Genomic DNA, 18,021 nt, shown 5'->3' on the forward strand with positions numbered 1-18,021 from the left:
AGGAAAGAGGAAAGAGGAAAGAGGAAAGAATCAAGAACCAAGAACCAAGAACCAAGGTGATTATTAAACGCAAACATTAATTAATGTGCTTTGTGTCATAAAAACAATACAACTGTATAAATTTCTCCTTCGTGTCTTTGTGGTAAAAAATAAAAATCTCTTTCGGCGATGTGCTGAAAGAGATTTTTTATGTTTTAAAACGAAATTATTTTAAAATATCGGCTTCAATAGAGCTGTCGCCGAAGATTTTGATGAATGCTTTTGTATAATCTTCTTTTGTTGCAAGGTTCGGATTTGCCAAAAATTTCTGAGGATTCACCGTAAAAAGCGGAAACCACGTGCTGGAAATTTGAATTTGAATTCGATGTCCTTTTTTGAAGGTATGCAAAACATCTTGTAGCTGGAAATTAACAGCGGTTTTTTCGTTCGCCATCAGTGGTTCTGGTTTTTCTTTCGAATTTCTGAATCTTGCGGGCATAATTTCGCTTCTTACCATTTGGTGGTAGTTGCCGTAGATGACCTCATCTTTCTTTTCTTTCGGAACAAAATCTTCCGGATAAACGTCAATTAGTTTTACCGCAAAATCTGCATCAGTAGAAGTGGAAGCAATGTTCAGTTTGGCTAAAATTTCTCCGGCAAATGTGATATCTTCATTTAAAACATCGGTCGTGAAGGTCAAGACGTCCGGTCTTCCTACTGCGAATCGCTGATCTTCGCTCATGTAATTTCTTGGCGTAAATCCATTGAAATCTCTCAAATTGTCCGAACTCAAAACAGGATTATTGGGATCACTGTAATATTCTGTCGCTGTTGATGATGGCGAATTTTTTAAAGTTCCGTCAGCAAGATAAAAATTGACTTTCTTAGCTTCTTTTGGTGGATAAACTGCGAATTCTTTCCATTCTTTTTTGCCGGTGTCGTACATCATCGCTTCCGGCAATCCCGCGTCTGTTTTGGAATTTTCTTTTAAATAATGATGAAAGAATTTTGTTTCTAAATTTTTTTGATAATAAGTTGCAATGCTATCGCCGAAGTAAATTTCGTTGTGAAAATGTTTTCCTGTTTCTCTCGACCAAGCGCCATGAGAAAATGGTCCCATCACTATGGTGTTTTTGGCTTTCGGACTGGTTTTTTCAATTGTTTTGTAAATATTTAATGGTCCGAATAAATCTTCAGCGTCGTACCAACCGCCAACGGTCATTACCGCATGGTTTACGTTTTTTAAGTGAGGAAGAAGACTTCTTTTTTGCCAGTATTCATCATAGTTTGGATGGTTCATAATCTCCGTCATGAAGAAATTATTCTTGTAATATTTTTCGTAGCCGTCCTTTAAAGTTCCGAGTTCACGGTAGAATTTCAGCCCGTCTTCCGAACTAGGTTTTATGAAAGAATCCATATACCAACCTTCTTTTTCAGCCTTGGTTTTTTGTACGCCAAAAACCGGGAAAGTGCGAAAATATCCGAGCATGAATTTACCGTTGTGAAGAAAATCATCATTCCAAAAATCGGAAATCGGCGCTTGAGGCGAAGATGCTACCAATGCGGGGTGATCAGCCAAAATCCCTGCAGCGGTATAAAATCCGGGATAGGAAGTTCCGTATTGTCCTACTTTGCCATTATTGTTGGTGATGTTTTGCAGTAACCAGTCAATCGTATCGTAAGTATCTGTACTTTCGTCAACGTCTTTTTTAGTTTTACGCTCAACCTGTGGCGTCATATTGGTAAAAGTTCCATCGCTCATGTATCTGCCGCGCACATCCTGATAAACGAATATATATTTTTCATTCATTAAATATTTGTTCGGGCCTAAAGAACTTTTGTATTCAGCTTCGCCGTAGGGAGCAACGCTGTAGCATGTTCGCTGCATGAGGAAAGGATATTTTTTAGCTTTAGAAATGTCTTTCGGAATATAGATGGAGGTAAAGAGTTTCACACCATCACGCATTGGAATATACACTTCTTTTTTGATGAAATTTTCTTTCACAAAATCGTTGTTCGGCGCTTTCTGAGCAATCGTGAATACCCAAAAAAACAGGAGGATGAAAGGAAGGTTTTTTTTCATTAATTTTAAATTTAAACGAATATATACAAAAAATCAAGAAATTTGGATTTTAAGAACAGAAGGAATGGATTTATTTGGAAATCTCGCTGATGCGAATCATAACCTACTTCCTAAAGATGGTACGGTGAATTATTTTGGAAAAATTTTGGAGAAGGAAGAAGCGGATGCATTTTATCGTCAACTTTTGCAAAATATTGAATGGAAAAATGACGAAGCGATAATTTTCGGGAAGAAAATTTTGACCAAAAGAAAAGTAGCCTGGTTTGGAGATGATCATTTCGAATACACCTATTCCAATTCCACCAAAAAAGCTTTTCTGTGGACGCCCGAGTTGCTAAAATTGAAAGCTTTAACGGAAGAAAAAACCGGTGAGAAATTCAATTCCTGCTTGCTGAATCTTTATCATAGCGGAGACGAAGGCATGGCGTATCACAGCGATGGAGAAAAAGATTTGAAGAAAAACGGAGCGATTGCTTCGCTGAGTTTCGGGGCGGAAAGGAAATTTTCTTTCAAACATAAATTCACCAAAGAAAAGGTAGATCTCTTGCTCGAGCATGGAAGTTTGCTGGTGATGAAAGACCAAACCCAAAGTTTTTGGCTGCACAGACTACCACCAACAAAAAAAGTTTTTACGCCAAGAATTAATCTAACTTTCCGGACGATTGTAAAAGAGGAAAACATTGAAAATCAGTAATTATAAAGCTTTTTTAATGGTTAAACACTTCTGCTTTTCATAGCAAAAGAGAAAAAATTAAGAAAAATTTATCATAATTTAATGTTTCGGCATCCTTTTTATTGTTTAAATTTGGTAGTATAATATTTTATAACATTAAATAAATTCAACTATGAAAAAAACATTAGCGATGGCAGCTTTGGCGCTTGCCGTGTCATTCGGTTCGATTTCTTGTAAGAAAAAAGTTACCGACGCTGAACTACAAACCCAAGCTACTACGGTAGTGTCTTCTAACCCAACTGCTTCTGTGGAAGTGAAAGAGGGAACTGCTCACTTGAGCGGAACTTTCAAAGATCAAGCTTCTAAAGATGCGATGATTGCTTCCTTGAAGGCAATTCCGGGAGTGAAAGATGTTATGGATATGTCCACCATCGAAGCGCCGGTTGTGGTAGAAACTGTTTCTGCAGTGGATCCTGCTGTTCAGCAAAAAGTAACCGATGCGGTTAAAGATTTCCCTTCAGTTAAGGTAGAAGTCATCAACGGCGAATTAACCCTTACCGGAAATGTTTCTCCGGAGCAAGCAAGAAAGATCAAAATGTCGGTAGACGCTTTGAAAGTTGGAAAAGTAAATTACAATTACACTGTTAAATAATTAATTATGAGTGCATTACAAGATAAATACGCAGGAGTAATCTCCGCAGCTCAATCGGCAGGAGTTTCTAATCTTCAGGTAACTGAGCAAGATGGAATTCTTTATGTTTCAGGAAACGCAGGTTCTACAGCAGCGAAAGATGCAGTTTGGAACGCACTTGGAGCGATCGATTCTACTTATTCAGCTTCCGATATCAATGTGGATGTTCAAGTAGTTGGTTTGGTTGCAGGTGCGGCATTAACCGTAGCTACTGAAGATTCTAACCTGAATATCAGACAGGAACCTTCTACTGATGCTGCAGTCGTAGGAAAAGCAGCAAAAGGAGAATCCGTGACTTTGGTAGAACAAACTTCTGACGATTGGTGGAAAATTAAAACTGCTGACGGAGAAGAAGGTTATGCCTATGCAAGATATTTGCGAGCTTAATTCAACATCCTTTCAAATAATAACCTCCGAAATATTCGGGGGTTTTTTTATGCTTTTAAGTGAAACATTCGACTGAATAAATATTTCCGTGAAAATTCTAATCGCCTTTTGTGGTTTTTCATTTTTTTTAATAAGAATTAATCGTGGTTTTAGTGAGATTTAAGATTATGAAAATCAGTGTGATAATCCATAATTTGTTGTTCTTTACCAATAAATCTGCCGAAATTATAGCCAGATTTACCTCTTCATGCACAAAAAACAAAAAAACATATATTTGTAAATCTTTGAAAAAATTAATTGGAAACCGCATTGTTTCACACGGTTTCATTTATAAATACAATATAAAAACTATGAAAGGTCAAAACAAACTCTTCTTTGCCATCATTATTGCGCTTATTTTAGGGGTCATTATGGGCGGCATTGTTCACACCCAATATCCTGAAGATGTGGAAGGATTTTCCAAAAATATCAAACTACTGGGAACGATATTTATCCGGTTGGTTCAGATGATTATCGCCCCGTTGGTTTTCACTACTTTGGTGGTTGGAATTGCGAAAATGAGTGACATTAAAATGATCGGAAGGGTAGGAACAAAGGCGATGCTGTGGTTTATTACCGCGTCACTGGTTTCGCTGTTTATCGGATTGGTTTTGGTAAATTGGTTAGAACCGGGACACGTTACCAAACTTCCGATACAAGATGTTTCTTCGGCGGATGAACTCTTGAAATCGAGCAAAGGTTTCTCAATGGAAGATTTTGTAAAACACATCATTCCAAAGAGTTTGTTTGAAGCATTTGCCACCAACGAAGTTTTACAAATTGTAGTTTTTTCGATAATGTTTGGAGTCGCTTTAGCCAATATGGGTGAAGAGTATGTGAAACCAATCATCAAAGCATTCGACATTTGCGCACATGCAATATTGAAAATGGTAGGTTACATCATGTGGTTTGCACCATTTGGCGTTTTAGGAGCTATTGCGGCTGTGGTGGCGACCAATGGTTTCGAAATATTTAAAGTTTATGCCATTTACCTCCGTGATTTCTTCTTTGCTTTGGCAGTTTTATGGTTGGTTTTACTTTTGGTAGGTTATTTCATCTTAGGAAATCGACTTTTTGAATTGTTGAGGAGAATTAAAGAACCTTTATTGATCGCATTTTCCACTACCAGTTCGGAGGCGGTATTCCCGAAATTGGTTGAGGAACTCGAGAGATTCGGTTGCAACAATAGGATTGTTTCCTTCATTTTGCCTTTAGGATATTCCTTCAATCTCGACGGAAGTATGATGTATATGACATTCGCTTCTATCTTTATTGCTCAGATTTATGGTATTGAAATGACTGTAGGGCAACAAATCACCATGCTTCTGGTATTGATGCTTACTTCCAAAGGAATTGCGGGAGTTCCTAGAGCCAGTTTGGTGATTATCGTGGCCACTTGTACCATGTTTGGCATTCCACCGGAAGGTATTGCACTAATTTTACCAATCGACCATTTCTGCGATATGGGAAGAAGTATGACCAATGTCCTTGGAAATGCCTTGGCTACCTCATCTGTTTCCAAATGGGAAGGACAGCTCGAAGATCATGGTGGCAATTTGTAAAAAATAAGTGATCTAAGCTGCTGAATGCTGTTGAAGTTTAAATGATATGAAAAATAAGATAAGTACTGCAATTACATTAGGGTTTGCGCTTTTTGCCATGTTTTTTGGTGCAGGAAATTTAATTCTCCCACCTTTTATCGGACTGAAAACCGGAGATCAATGGTTCACCGCAATTGCCGGATTTTTTACCACAGGCATTGTTTCTCCATTTTTAGGAGTACTCACAGTGGTTCTTTTCGGAACATCATTTACCGATCTTGGTCGAAAGGTAAATCCTGCGGTGGTTACTGTTTTGGCATTGCTGATCATGCTTTGCATTGGTCCGTTGGTGGCGATTCCGAGAACGGGAGCTACAACTTATGAAATCGGCATCAAACCCCTTTTTCCGGAGTTTAACAATATTCTTTTTTCTTTAATTTTCTTCGGAATCGTGTTGGCTTTATCGATAACCCAATCCAAAATCGTTGATATCATTGGAAATTTTCTCACGCCTTTTCTTATTCTCAGTATGGGGATTTTGGTGACAGTCGGTTTGTTGAATCCTACGGCAGCTACAGAAAATACAGGAGTTACCGCCCAAGAATCTTTTATTTTTGCGTTTCATGAAGGGTATCAGACTTTAGATGTTCTGGCGTCGGTTATTTTTGCCGGAATTATTATTTCTGCAGCGATTGACAAAGGATATACCAACGCGAGAGACCGTTTTAAAATTACCATTGCGGCCGGACTTATTTCGATGGCAGCTTTGCTTTTCATTTATGGTGGCTTAATTTATCTTGGCGCACATTCTGGTTATGGATTCTCTGAAAAGGTTTCCCGTACCGAATTGCTTCTGAATATTTCACAAAATTTAATGGGCAAAAACGGAACCTTGGTAATCTCTGTTGCGGTAGCGATGGCATGTTTGACGACCGCAATTGCGCTTACCTCCGCGATGGGAAGTTTTCTTCAGGAATTAACGAAAGGAAAAATGGGCTACAAAGCCGGAGTGATCCTTACCTGCTTGGTTTCTGGCTATTTTTCGGTTAAAAGCGTTGATGAAATTATCGAATATGCGGTGGTAATCCTTGGCTTCGTATATCCAATTACTTTCGCGCTGATTCTTACCGTTTTATTGTTCGGGAAAATCATCTTTTCCAGAACGCCTTATGTCGCTGCGGTTGCTACGGCAGGATTCGTTGCTTTGCTTTCTGTTCTTGAGAATTTTGGTGTTTTAGTAGAACCAATTCAAGCTTTAAAAAGTTGGTTACCTCTTTCGGAACATCAGTTAGAATGGCTTTTACCATCATTTGCGGCTTTCTTTATCGCTGCAGCGTTCAACAGTGGACGAAAATCCCATCGGGAAGCGAAAGTGGTAGATTGATGAATTGAATTCATATAAATAAAAATTCCTGCTTTTTTATCGGCAGGAATTTTTTTTTATGGGTTTAAGGTGTTTTATTCTGTAAAGCTTTTCGGGTTTTCAATTAAAAATCCATGGACGAAAGCTGCGGCTACGCCTCCTAAAACCGGAGCAACCAAAAATAACCAAAGCTGGGAAAGGGCTTCACCACCTGCAAAAACTGCCGGTCCGATGCTTCTTGCCGGATTCACTGAAACGCCGGTCACTTTAATCCCAACAATATGAATGAGGACTAAAGATAAACCAATTGCCAATCCCGCAAAACCACCATTGATGTTTTTGGTGGAGGTAGAACCTAAAATCACCAACAGGAAAATAAAAGTGAAAATAAATTCAGCCACAAAAGCAGCGGTGGTATTGTATTCGTCTAAATATCCTGTTCCCCAACCGTTCGCTCCTAATGCCCAAGGTTTCATTTCAAAACCGGGATGATTGCTGAAAATAAGGTATAAAATTCCGGCTCCGATAATCGCTCCCAATACTTGTGCGACCACATAAATGAGGGCTTCTTTGCCTTTCATTCTTCCTGCAACCACCATCGCAATGGAAATCGCAGGATTGATGTGGCAACCCGAAATATGCCCGATAGCATACGCCATCGATACGACACTCAATCCGAAAGCAAAAGAGATTCCTAATAAACCAACACCGGTTGTTCCATCGGATCCAGCGATTACGGCGCTTCCACAACCCATGAGTACCAAGACCATGGTTCCGAGCATTTCTGCAATAAATTTTGAGCTTAAAGTGACATTCATGTTTTTAAATTTTAAATTAATTTTTTTTAACTGATTTTCAATGTTTCATGTTTTGATTGAATTTCAAGGTAAATTTATTCATAATTTCAACATAAAAATAATTTTTCATCATAAAAATAATCTGTTTATTTGATATTTGTCAATTAATATCTTGAAATAATACTGAATTAATAGAAAAACCAAATGGAAGAGAAAGGGCACATCAATCACCAACCAACAATTATCATTACTTTTACTTATTCTAAATAATTAAAAAATCGTAAATTTGTAATCTAATTTATTACATACAATAATGTTGACGAAAGATAAAGTTCAGGCATTTCTGAAAGAAATAGAAGTAGATGATTTGGTGCACAATTTCCAGGTGATGGGAAACGATGTGTATATCGATATGACCGCACATTCTCCGGCAATGCACGAGAAAAAGAAACTCGAAGCAGCAATGAAGCAGGCATTCGCCTCTGAATTTGGAGAAGATGTAGTGCTGAAACTGAAAATTGCTTCTCCGGAACCTTCCGAAGTACAGCAAAATTTAATCAAAGGAAAACAAATTCCGGGAATCCAGAATATTATTGCTGTTGCTTCCGGAAAAGGTGGCGTTGGTAAATCTACCGTAGCAGCGAATCTTGCGGTAACATTGTCCAAAATGGGCTTTAAAGTGGGAATTTTGGATGCCGATATCTACGGACCATCTGTTCCAACCATGTTTGATACTGAAGGAGCAAAACCAATTTCGGTGGAAGTGGACGGAAGAAACCTGATGAAACCGATTGAAAATTACGGCGTGAAAATGCTTTCTATCGGATATTTCTCAGGAGCCAATCAAGCGGTGGTATGGAGAGGACCAATGGCTAGCAAAGCATTAAACCAAATGATCCGTGATGCGGACTGGGGCGAACTTGATTTCCTTTTAATTGATTTACCACCGGGAACTGGCGATATTCATTTGTCCATCATACAGGAAGTTCCTGTAACCGGCGCGGTGATTGTAAGTACTCCGCAGCATATTGCGCTTGCCGATGTAAGAAAAGGAATCGCAATGTTCCAAATGGAAAGCATCAACATTCCTGTTTTAGGATTGATTGAAAATATGGCGTATTTCACTCCGGAAGAATTGCCGGATAACAAATATTACATCTTCGGAAACCAAGGCGCACAATACCTTGCAGATGATTTAGGAATTCCGGTATTGGGCGAAATTCCATTAATCCAAAGCATCAGAGAAGCGGGAGATGTGGGAAGACCGGCATCATTGCAGGAGGGTTCTAAGATTGCTGAAATCTATACCAAAACCGCCCAAAACATGATTGAAAGTCTGGTGGAAAGAAACAAAAACCTTCCGCCAACTGAAGCTGTTAAAATCACAACCATGGCAGGTTGTTCACCTAAAAAATAAAAATAAAGAAGGATCATGCTCAACATGGAAATCACACAGGAACAAATCGTAACAAAAGTACTCGATGCTCTGGAAAGCATCCGACCGTTTCTCAATAAAGATGGTGGCGATATCGAATTGGTTGATATCAAAGACCACAAGGTTTATGTGAAACTGCAGGGAAACTGCAACGGATGTCCGATGAGTTTTTCAACCATGAAATTAGGCGTTGAAAACACCATCAAGCAATTTGCCCCCGAAATTACAGAGGTGATCAGTGTGGAATAATATCGAAATTCCTTCATGCTATAATAAATTAACGGGCAAAAGCCCGTTTTTTTAGTTCAATGTTTTTCCACCGAAGGGGTAAAGTGAGCAATTTCTCACGCCCATCCATCCTGATATGCATAAAATAAATGCTTCTTTCAGAAAGGGTTTAAAATTAAATTAATATTTTAGCAGATTAAACTGTAAAACGTATGATTGCCATTATCGACGGCGGATCCACGAAATGTGACTGGGTCATTCTGGAAAATTCCGGAAATTTGAAACTCAGAACTACCACTTTGGGGTTCAATCCAAACATCATCAATCCTGATTTCATCATGCAGGAAATCGATAATAATCAGGAACTCTTCTCTCTCAAAAGCCACATCGAAAAGGTGTTTTTTTATGGATCCGGCTGCGGAACTCCCGATAATAGCAAAAAAGTGGCTGATGAATTTCTCAAAACTTTTCCTGCCGGCGATATTTCGGTAAAAGAAGATATGACCGCAGCTGCGTACGCCGCCTACAACGGAACTCCGGCCATCATCTGTATCCTCGGAACCGGATCCAATTCCTGCTATTTCGACGGAAATAAAATCCGGACCGATTTGCCGTCTTTGGGATTCCTTATCGGTGACGAAGGCAGTGGAAGCGCCTTGGGAAAACAGCTGCTACGAAGATTCTTTATGAAAAAATTACCTAAAGATCTCGAAGCGGATTTCATTGAAACCTATCATTTAACCATCGAAGAGGCGATCCGAAGCATGTACCACAATCCGAGAGCGAATGCGTATTTGGGCGAATACAACAAATTTGTAGCGGAAAGAAAGAAACATCCGTATTTTCAGAACATGGTTTTCGAAGAGATGAAGAATTTCCTCGATTATCAGGTGTTACCTTATCCGGAAGCGGGCGAAGTAGAAATCAATTTCATTGGCTATATCGCTTATATTTATGAAGATATTTTAAGAGCCGCCGCCGCAGAACTCAACCTTAAAATAGGTAAAGTAGTACAGAAACCCATTGAAAGTTTGGTAGAATACCATAAGAAATACCTCCTCAATTTAGAATAAATCGTGCCCGAAGTGGCCCGATCAACCAAACACTTGCACTTTGCAAAAAAACGTAATTATTATGTCAAGCAAAAACAACCGAGACGAAAAAAACTTCAACCAGGCAGCACTCGATTATCACAGCATCGAGCCGAAGGGAAAAATTGAAGTCATCCCATCCAAACCCCATTCCTCACAGAGAGATTTGTCTCTGGCGTATTCCCCGGGAGTGGCGATACCGTGTCTCGAAATCGAAAAGAATCCTAAAACCGTTTACGATTATACCGGAAAAGGCAATTTGGTAGCCGTTATTTCAAACGGTACAGCTGTTTTAGGTTTGGGAAATATCGGTGCAGAAGCATCTAAGCCGGTAATGGAAGGAAAAGGATTGTTGTTCAAAATTTTCGCTGATATCAATGTTTTTGATATTGAAATTAATGAAACAGATCCCGATAAATTCATTGAAATAGTAAAAGGAATTGCGCCGACATTCGGGGGAATTAACCTAGAAGATATCAAAGCGCCAGAAGCTTTTTACATCGAACAAAAACTAAAGGAAGAACTCAATATTCCTTTGATGCACGATGATCAGCACGGAACTGCTATTATTTCTGCAGCAGCTTTAATCAATGCTTTGGAAATTGCCAACAAGAAAATTGATGAGGTGAAAATGGTGGTGAACGGAGCCGGTGCGGCCGCGATTGCCTGTACCAAACTTTATGTAGAATTGGGATTGAAGAAAGAAAATATCTTGATGTGCGATTCCAAAGGTGTCATCAACCACAAAAGAGAGAATTTAACCCCGGAAAAAATCGATTTCATTGCGCAAACCGTTACTGAAACTTTGGAAGATGCCGTAAAAGGTGCAGATGTGTTCATCGGATTATCCAAAGGAAATGTGATGACTCCGGAAATGCTGCTTTCAATGGCCGAGAATCCTATTGTGTTTGGATTGGCAAATCCTGATCCGGAAATCGAATACAACCTCGCCATGGAAACCCGAAAAGACACCATCATGGCGACCGGACGAAGCGACTATCCTAACCAGGTGAACAATGTTTTGGGATTCCCATACATTTTCCGTGGTGCGCTTGATGTGCAGGCAACGGGAATTAACGAAGCCATGAAACTCGCTGCTGTACACGCGATTGCAAACCTTGCGAAAGAACCGGTTCCGGAAGCGGTGATTTTAGCTTATAATTTAAAGAATTTAAGTTTTGGAAGAGAATATTTTATCCCTAAACCTTTCGATAACCGATTGATAACCAAGGTTTCTATGGCGGTAGCAAAAGCTGCGATGGAAAGTGGAATTGCCGGAAAACCTATTGAGAATTTCGAAGATTACGAAAATGCATTGCTCGACAGGATGGGCCGCGACGAAAAGCTCATCCGTATGATGCAGAACCGCGCCAGATCGAACCCGAAACGAGTTACCCTCGGAAATGCCGAAGAATACAATGTTTTGAAAGCTGCGCAAATTCTTTATGAGGAAGGAATTGCGCAACCGATTTTGCTCGGAGATAAAAAATACATCCAGGAACAAATGAAAAAATTCGGCATCGAAATCGATGTTCAGATTGTTGATCCTACTGATGATGACCAGGAAGAAAACAGAAAAATCTACCGCGAATCTTTGTGGAAACTTCGTCAGCGAAAAGGAATGAATGAGTACAAAGCCAAGAGATTTGTTCGCCAAAGAGATTACTTTGGTCCATTAATGCTGAAAAACGGCGATACTGATGCACTGATCGTAGGATTCTCGAAAAACTATTCCTCTACTTTGAGACCGGTTCTTGAAGTGATTGAGAAAGAAAAAGGCGTGGACAAAGTATCATCGATGGTGATGATTCTTACCGAGAAAAAACCGATTTTCTTCGCAGATGCTTCTATCATTCAGAACCCGACTTCCGAAGATTTGGTGAATATTGCTAAAATGTCGGAAATGGTGGTGAAATCTTTTGCCATAGAGCCGAGAATTGCGATGCTTTCCTTTGAAAACTTCGCAGCGATTTCCGAAACTTCCAAGAAAGTAGCGAAAGCGGTTTCTATTCTTCATGAAAAATATCCGAAAATGATTGTCGATGGTGAAATACAACCCGATTTTGCGATGGATGCGGATCACCTTTCCGACTATCCATTCTCTAAACTAGGTACCACTCCGGCAAATGTATTTGTATTCCCGAACCTTGAAAGTGCCAATCTTTCCTACAAAATCATCCGAGGTATGAAGGTTGCACAAGTAGTAGGACCAATTTTAATGGGACTGAAACAACCGGTTCACGTGCTTCAGATGCGCGCAAGTGTGGACGAAATCGTCAACCTCGCTACCATCGCCGTGCTGGATGCCCAAAAAAGAGAGGCTGCCAATAAGTAATTGTTCACAACGATCATATTAAACGACTGCATTTCCTGGATTTGCAGTTGTTTTTTTATTAGTTGTTAAACCAAATCCACCTGTACTTCTCTAATAAAAAATGAAATGGCTAATTGTGATGGATTGGAGTTATTATTTTTCATGAAAAATTTTGAAAAAATGATTGTTTTTCAATAATATTGTAAAGCATAGCACATCATGGAAAAATTTGCGGAAAATACATCATTTAGGTTACCGGATCAATTTCAATATTGTATGCTGTCGCAATGTCCGATCAATTCTTCCTGTTTGCGTTATCAGGCATTTTTAACTGCGCCAGACGATATGCAATATTTTTCTGTTTTGAATCCGGCTTATCTCCTCAAGCAGGATCTTACCGATTGTAATCAGTATTATTCCCAAACTTTAAAGGTTTTTGTTGCCGGATTGAATGGTATAATGGAGGAATTGCCGCTTCGCAAAGTTCAGGCAATTAGAACAGGGATGATCAACCTATTCGGAAGAAGCACTTATTACAGATTCATGCGCAAAGATAAATGGCTGAATCCTGACGAACAACAAAAAGTACACGAACTCTTCGAGAACCTTGGTATGCTCGATGAATTGGTGTACGACGATGAAAGAAAAGGATTCTAACCTTTTCGTTTTCGATATCGATAATCCCCAAAAAAAAACGTACTGAAGCGACAAAAATTTCATGCCGGTGGAACGCCAGTTTCAAACGCATGCAACTGCTGTTTCATAGGTATGGAACAACTGTCCCAATTTTTAGCCCAAAATCAACCGTACAGTGGAACAGAGAAGTGGTTAAGGAAAAGATGTTTTTTCTCTGTGGGAGTGGGGTTTTTTTGCTATTTATTGGTCTCATGAAATATTTAGACAAAAAAATGCCCCGAAGATAGTCGAGGCGCTAAATGTTTTCACAACGGAATAATCCTTATTGTGAATTGCTTTCAAAATTATTGTATCAAATATATAAAAAAAATCTAATCCAAACGTGTTTTTTTGTAATTATTTCTAAATATATTTATTAATTTAGGAAACTATAATAATACAAAGATGAAGAGAATTTTAGGACTGGATTTGGGGACGAACTCTATTGGTTGGGCTTTAATCAAACAAGACTTTGAAAATAAACAGGGTGAAATTCTGGGGATGGGAAGCAGGATCATCCCGATGTCTCAGGATATATTAGGGGAATTTGGGAAAGGAAATTCCGTTTCACAAACTGCAGAACGAACTGGATATAGAGGTGTTCGTCGTCTTCGAGAAAGATATTTGCTACGTCGTGAGCGATTGCATAGAGTTTTAAATATTATTAAGTTTTTACCAGAACATTTTGCCAATGAGATTGATTTTGAAAAACGTTTTGGGAAATTTAAGTCGGATAACGAACCAAAGATAGCTTATAATACTGATGGTTTTGTTTTTAAAAATTCCTTTGAAGAAATGCTTTCTGATTTTAAAACACATCAGCCTCAAATTCTAAAAAATGAAAAAGGAGAAGACAAATTAGTTCCATATGACTGGACAATTTACTATTTGCGTAAAAAAGCTCTGAGTCAAAAAATAGAAAAAGAAGAATTGGCTTGGATTCTTTTAAACTTTAATCAGAAGCGCGGTTATTATCAATTACGTGGTGAGGAGGAAGAGGAAAGTCCAAACAAGTTGGTGGAATTTTACTCTTTAAAAATTGTGGATGTTTTGGCTGATGAACCTCAGAAAGGGAAATCTGATATTTGGTATTCTTTGGTTTTAGAAAATGGCTGGATTTACAGACGTTCAAGTAAAACACCTTTGTTTGATTGGAAAGATAAAATAAGAGATTTTATTGTAACCACAGATTTGAACGATGATGGTAGCATCAAAAAAGACAAAGACGGGAACGAAAAAAGAAGTTTCCGTGCGCCTGCTGAAACAGATTGGACTCTCGTAAAAAAGAAAACAGAACAAGAAATCGATAATTCTCATAAAACTGTAGGAACTTACATTTATGATACTTTGCTCCAAAATCCTAAACAGAAAATCAAAGGTAAATTAGTAAGAACGATCGAAAGAAAATTCTATAAAGCGGAACTAAAACAGATTTTGGAGAAGCAGGCGACATTTCATCCTGAGTTACAGAATGTAGACTTGTACAATGATTGTGTGCGCGAATTATATAAAAATAATGATGCGCATCAATTGACATTAAGCAAAAAAGATTTTGTACATCTATTTTTAGAGGATATTATCTTTTACCAAAGACCTCTGAGAAGTCAAAAGTCGTCTATCTCTAATTGCACACTAGAGTTTAAAAGATATGTAGATAAAGACGGAGTAGAGCATACGCAATATCTTAAAGCGATTCCGAAGTCAAATCCTTATTATCAAGAATTTCGCATCTGGCAGTGGATGTACAATCTTAATATTTATAGAAAAGATAACGACGAAAATGTAACTCAAGAATTTCTTAATTCTTATGAGGATTTAGATAATCTATTTAAGTTTTTGGATGAGCGAAAAGAAGTAGATCAAAAAGCATTGCTGAAATTCCTTTTAGAACAGAAAGACTTTAAAGGAAAATTGTTAACAGCAGAGATTGAAAAATACCGTTGGAATTTTGTTGAAGGAAAGGCATATCCTTGTAACGAAACCAAAACAATGATTGCTACCAGATTGAGCAAAGTTGAGAATATTTCGGATACTTTCTTCACAAGAGAAATAGAACAACAGATTTGGCACATCATCTACTCAGTCAATGATAAAATTGAATATGAAAAAGCTTTAAAATCATTCGCCAGAAGACATAATCTCGATGAAATCTCTTTTTTCGAAGCGTTCAAAAAATTTCCTCCTTTCAAAAGCGATTATGGTTCTTTTTCGGAGAAAGCGATTAAGAAACTGTTGCCTTTGATGCGAGTAGGAAAGTATTGGAGTTATGACAATATAGACGAACATTCAAAAGCAAGAATTGATAAAATCATTACCGGAGAATATGATGAAAACATTAAAGATAAGGTAAGAGAAAAAGCGATTAATCTGACAACTGAAAATCATTTTCAAGGTTTGCAATTGTGGTTGGCTCAATATATTGTTTACGGAAGACATTCTGAAGCTTCAATGATTGGTAAATGGAATTCTGCTGATGATTTAGAATTGTTTTTGAAAGGGTTTAAACAACATTCACTACGCAACCCGATTGTAGAGCAGGTAATCACAGAAGCCTTGCGTGTTGTAAAAGATATTTGGGTGCAATACGGGAAAGGGGCAAAAGATTTCTTTAACGAAATTCATATAGAATTGGGTCGCGAAATGAAGAATACTGCCGACGACCGTAAGAAAATTACCAATCAAGTCACGGAAAACGAAAATACCAATCTGCGCATCAAAGCTTTATTGGCTGAAATGATGAATGATGCTAATGTTGAAAATGTACGTCCTTTCTCTCCAATGCAACAAGAGATTTTGAAAATCTATGAAGATGGAGTACTGAATTCTGATATTGAAATTGATGATGATATTCTGAAAATCAGTAAAACAGCACAGCCAAGCTCCTCTGATTTGAAACGATACAAACTTTGGTTGGAACAAGGCTACAAATCGCCATATACAGGACAAATTATTCCGTTAAATAAATTATTTACACCGGAATATGAAATTGAACATATTATTCCACAAAGTCGATATTTTGATGATAGTTTTAGTAATAAGATTATTTGTGAGGCTGCTGTCAATAAATTAAAAGATAATTATATAGGATTGGCGTTTATCAAGCAGTTTCACGGAACGATTGTAGATTGTGGTTTTGGAAAAACAGTTAAAATCTTTGAAGCCGATGAATACGAAGAGTTTGTAAAAAAACATTACGCTAAAAACAGAAGTAAAAAGGCAAAACTCTTGTTGGAAGAAATTCCAGAGAAGATGATTGCGCGCCAGATGAATGACACAAGGTACATCAGTAAGTATATCTCTGGAGTGCTTTCCAATATTGTACGTGTTGAAGACGGTACAGATGAAGGAGTAAATTCAAAAAATATTGTTCCGGGAAATGGAAAGATTACTACAACTTTAAAACAAGATTGGGGATTAAATGATGTTTGGAATGATTTGATATTGCCTCGTTTTGAAAGAATGAATCAATTAACCAGTTCAACAGATTTCACCGCATGGAATGAAAATCATCAGAAGTTTTTACCAACTGTTCCAATCGACTTATCTAAAGGTTTTTCTAAGAAAAGAATAGACCATCGCCATCACGCTATGGATGCTTTGGTGATTGCCTGTGCGACAAAAGAACATGTTAATTTACTTAATAATCAGTCTGCTAAATCAGATACAAAGAGATATGATTTGAAGAAAAAATTGATGAAGTTTGAAAAGGCAGTTTATACTGATGCTAAAACAGGGAAAAGAATAGAACGAGATGTCCCAACAAAGTTTTTAAAACCTTGGGAAAACTTTACTGCTGATGCTAGAAATAGTTTAGAAAATATCATAGTTAGTTTTAAACAAAATCTGCGCGTCATCAATAAGGCTACCAATTACTACGAGAAATACGTAGAAAAAGATGGTATAAGCACCAAAGAAAGAGTAGCACAAACCGGCACCAATTGGGCAATAAGAAAGCCAATGCACAAAGAAACGGTTTCCGGAAAAGTAAATTTACCTTGGGTAAAACTGCCTAAAGGAAAAATTTTAACCGCTACAAGAAAAAGTTTGGATACTTCTTTTGATATGAAAACTATTGGAAGCATTACTGATACTGGGATTCAAAAGATTTTAAGGAATTATCTTACTGCAAAAGGAAGCTCTGAATTGGCTTTTTCACCAGAAGGAATAGAAGACTTGAATAAAAATATCAGAGAGTATAATGATGGAAAAGACCATCAACCTATTACCAAAGTACGGGTCTTTGAAATGGGAAGTAAATTCCAAGTAGGTTATTCTGGCAATAAGAAAGATAAATATGTGGAAGCAGCCAAGGGAACTAACCTATTCTTCGCAGTCTATGAAGATGAAAAAGGGAAAAGAAGTTATGAAAGCGTTCCATTAAATATTGTTATTGAAAGGCAAAAGCAAGGATTAGATGTTGTTGATTTAAAAGAAGAGAAAGATTTTTATTTAAGTCCAAATGATTTGGTTTATTTGCCATCTGGAGATGAGTTAGAAAATTCAAATAACATTGATTTTGAAAACCTCTCTAAGCAAAAGAAACAAAATATTTATAAGGTCGTAAGTTTTACAGGTAATAGATTATATGTAATTCCATACTATGTATCTGTAGCTATTTTAAATAAAGTTGAATATACCCAACTTAATAAAATTGAATTTACTAAGGAAAAAGAAATTTGTTTTAAACTCAAAACTGACCGTTTAGGTAACATTTCAAAAGCATAA

Annotated in this window: 13 protein-coding genes; 11 read left to right on the forward strand and 2 right to left on the reverse strand. The window is 37.7% G+C overall.

What is annotated here, in order from left to right; translation table 11 throughout:
- Positions 1-205: 205 nt before the first annotated feature.
- Entirely contained in the window at positions 206-2,062 is a 1,857-nt protein-coding gene (locus H0S70_RS12795) for a CocE/NonD family hydrolase (protein WP_188321062.1), read from the reverse strand.
- A gap of 64 nt (positions 2,063-2,126) precedes the next feature.
- Between H0S70_RS12795 and H0S70_RS12800 the strand changes: the two genes are divergently transcribed.
- The 5 genes from H0S70_RS12800 (at position 2,127) to brnQ (ending at position 6,777) form a co-directional block, all read left to right on the forward strand.
- A complete protein-coding gene (locus H0S70_RS12800) occupies positions 2,127-2,756 on the forward strand; it encodes an alpha-ketoglutarate-dependent dioxygenase AlkB family protein (protein ID WP_188321063.1) in 630 nt (209 codons plus the stop codon).
- Positions 2,757-2,907: 151 nt separating this feature from the next.
- Positions 2,908-3,387 carry a BON domain-containing protein gene (locus tag H0S70_RS12805; RefSeq protein ID WP_188321064.1) on the forward strand — a complete coding sequence of 160 codons (480 nt, stop codon included), beginning with the start codon at positions 2,908-2,910 and terminating at the stop codon, positions 3,385-3,387.
- 6 nt (positions 3,388-3,393) lie between these two features.
- Entirely contained in the window at positions 3,394-3,813 is a 420-nt protein-coding gene (locus tag H0S70_RS12810; protein ID WP_188321065.1) for an SH3 domain-containing protein, read from the forward strand.
- Between the two features lie 350 nt (positions 3,814-4,163).
- Positions 4,164-5,414 carry a dicarboxylate/amino acid:cation symporter gene (locus H0S70_RS12815; protein ID WP_188321066.1) on the forward strand — a complete coding sequence of 417 codons (1,251 nt, stop codon included), beginning with the start codon at positions 4,164-4,166 and terminating at the stop codon, positions 5,412-5,414.
- 46 nt (positions 5,415-5,460) lie between these two features.
- A complete protein-coding gene (brnQ, locus tag H0S70_RS12820) occupies positions 5,461-6,777 on the forward strand; it encodes a branched-chain amino acid transport system II carrier protein (protein WP_188321067.1) in 1,317 nt (438 codons plus the stop codon).
- A 74-nt stretch (positions 6,778-6,851) separates the two neighbouring features.
- Here brnQ and aqpZ read toward each other — a convergent pair whose 3' ends face one another.
- A complete protein-coding gene (gene aqpZ / locus H0S70_RS12825) occupies positions 6,852-7,574 on the reverse strand; it encodes an aquaporin Z (protein ID WP_123248908.1) in 723 nt (240 codons plus the stop codon).
- A 292-nt stretch (positions 7,575-7,866) separates the two neighbouring features.
- Between aqpZ and H0S70_RS12830 the strand changes: the two genes are divergently transcribed.
- From H0S70_RS12830 to cas9, 6 genes are all read left to right on the forward strand, one after another.
- Positions 7,867-8,970, forward strand: a complete 1,104-nt coding sequence (locus H0S70_RS12830) for an Mrp/NBP35 family ATP-binding protein (protein ID WP_031503260.1) — start codon at positions 7,867-7,869, stop codon at positions 8,968-8,970.
- A gap of 24 nt (positions 8,971-8,994) precedes the next feature.
- On the forward strand, positions 8,995-9,237 hold the full coding sequence (locus H0S70_RS12835; protein WP_031503262.1) for a NifU family protein: 243 nt from the start codon (positions 8,995-8,997) through the stop codon (positions 9,235-9,237).
- 191 nt (positions 9,238-9,428) lie between these two features.
- Positions 9,429-10,289 (forward strand): BadF/BadG/BcrA/BcrD ATPase family protein, encoded by an 861-nt coding sequence (locus H0S70_RS12840; RefSeq protein ID WP_188321068.1) that lies wholly within the window; start codon positions 9,429-9,431, stop codon positions 10,287-10,289.
- 61 nt (positions 10,290-10,350) lie between these two features.
- On the forward strand, positions 10,351-12,642 hold the full coding sequence (locus H0S70_RS12845) for an NADP-dependent malic enzyme (RefSeq protein ID WP_188321069.1): 2,292 nt from the start codon (positions 10,351-10,353) through the stop codon (positions 12,640-12,642).
- A 198-nt stretch (positions 12,643-12,840) separates the two neighbouring features.
- Positions 12,841-13,278, forward strand: coding sequence for a DUF6078 family protein (locus H0S70_RS12850; protein WP_031502872.1), 438 nt, complete (start codon positions 12,841-12,843; stop codon positions 13,276-13,278).
- A 423-nt stretch (positions 13,279-13,701) separates the two neighbouring features.
- Entirely contained in the window at positions 13,702-18,021 is a 4,320-nt protein-coding gene (cas9, locus tag H0S70_RS12855; RefSeq protein WP_188321070.1) for a type II CRISPR RNA-guided endonuclease Cas9, read from the forward strand.

The organism is Chryseobacterium manosquense, assembly GCF_014623485.1.
GTDB classification, from domain to species: Bacteria; Bacteroidota; Bacteroidia; order Flavobacteriales; family Weeksellaceae; genus Kaistella; species Kaistella haifensis.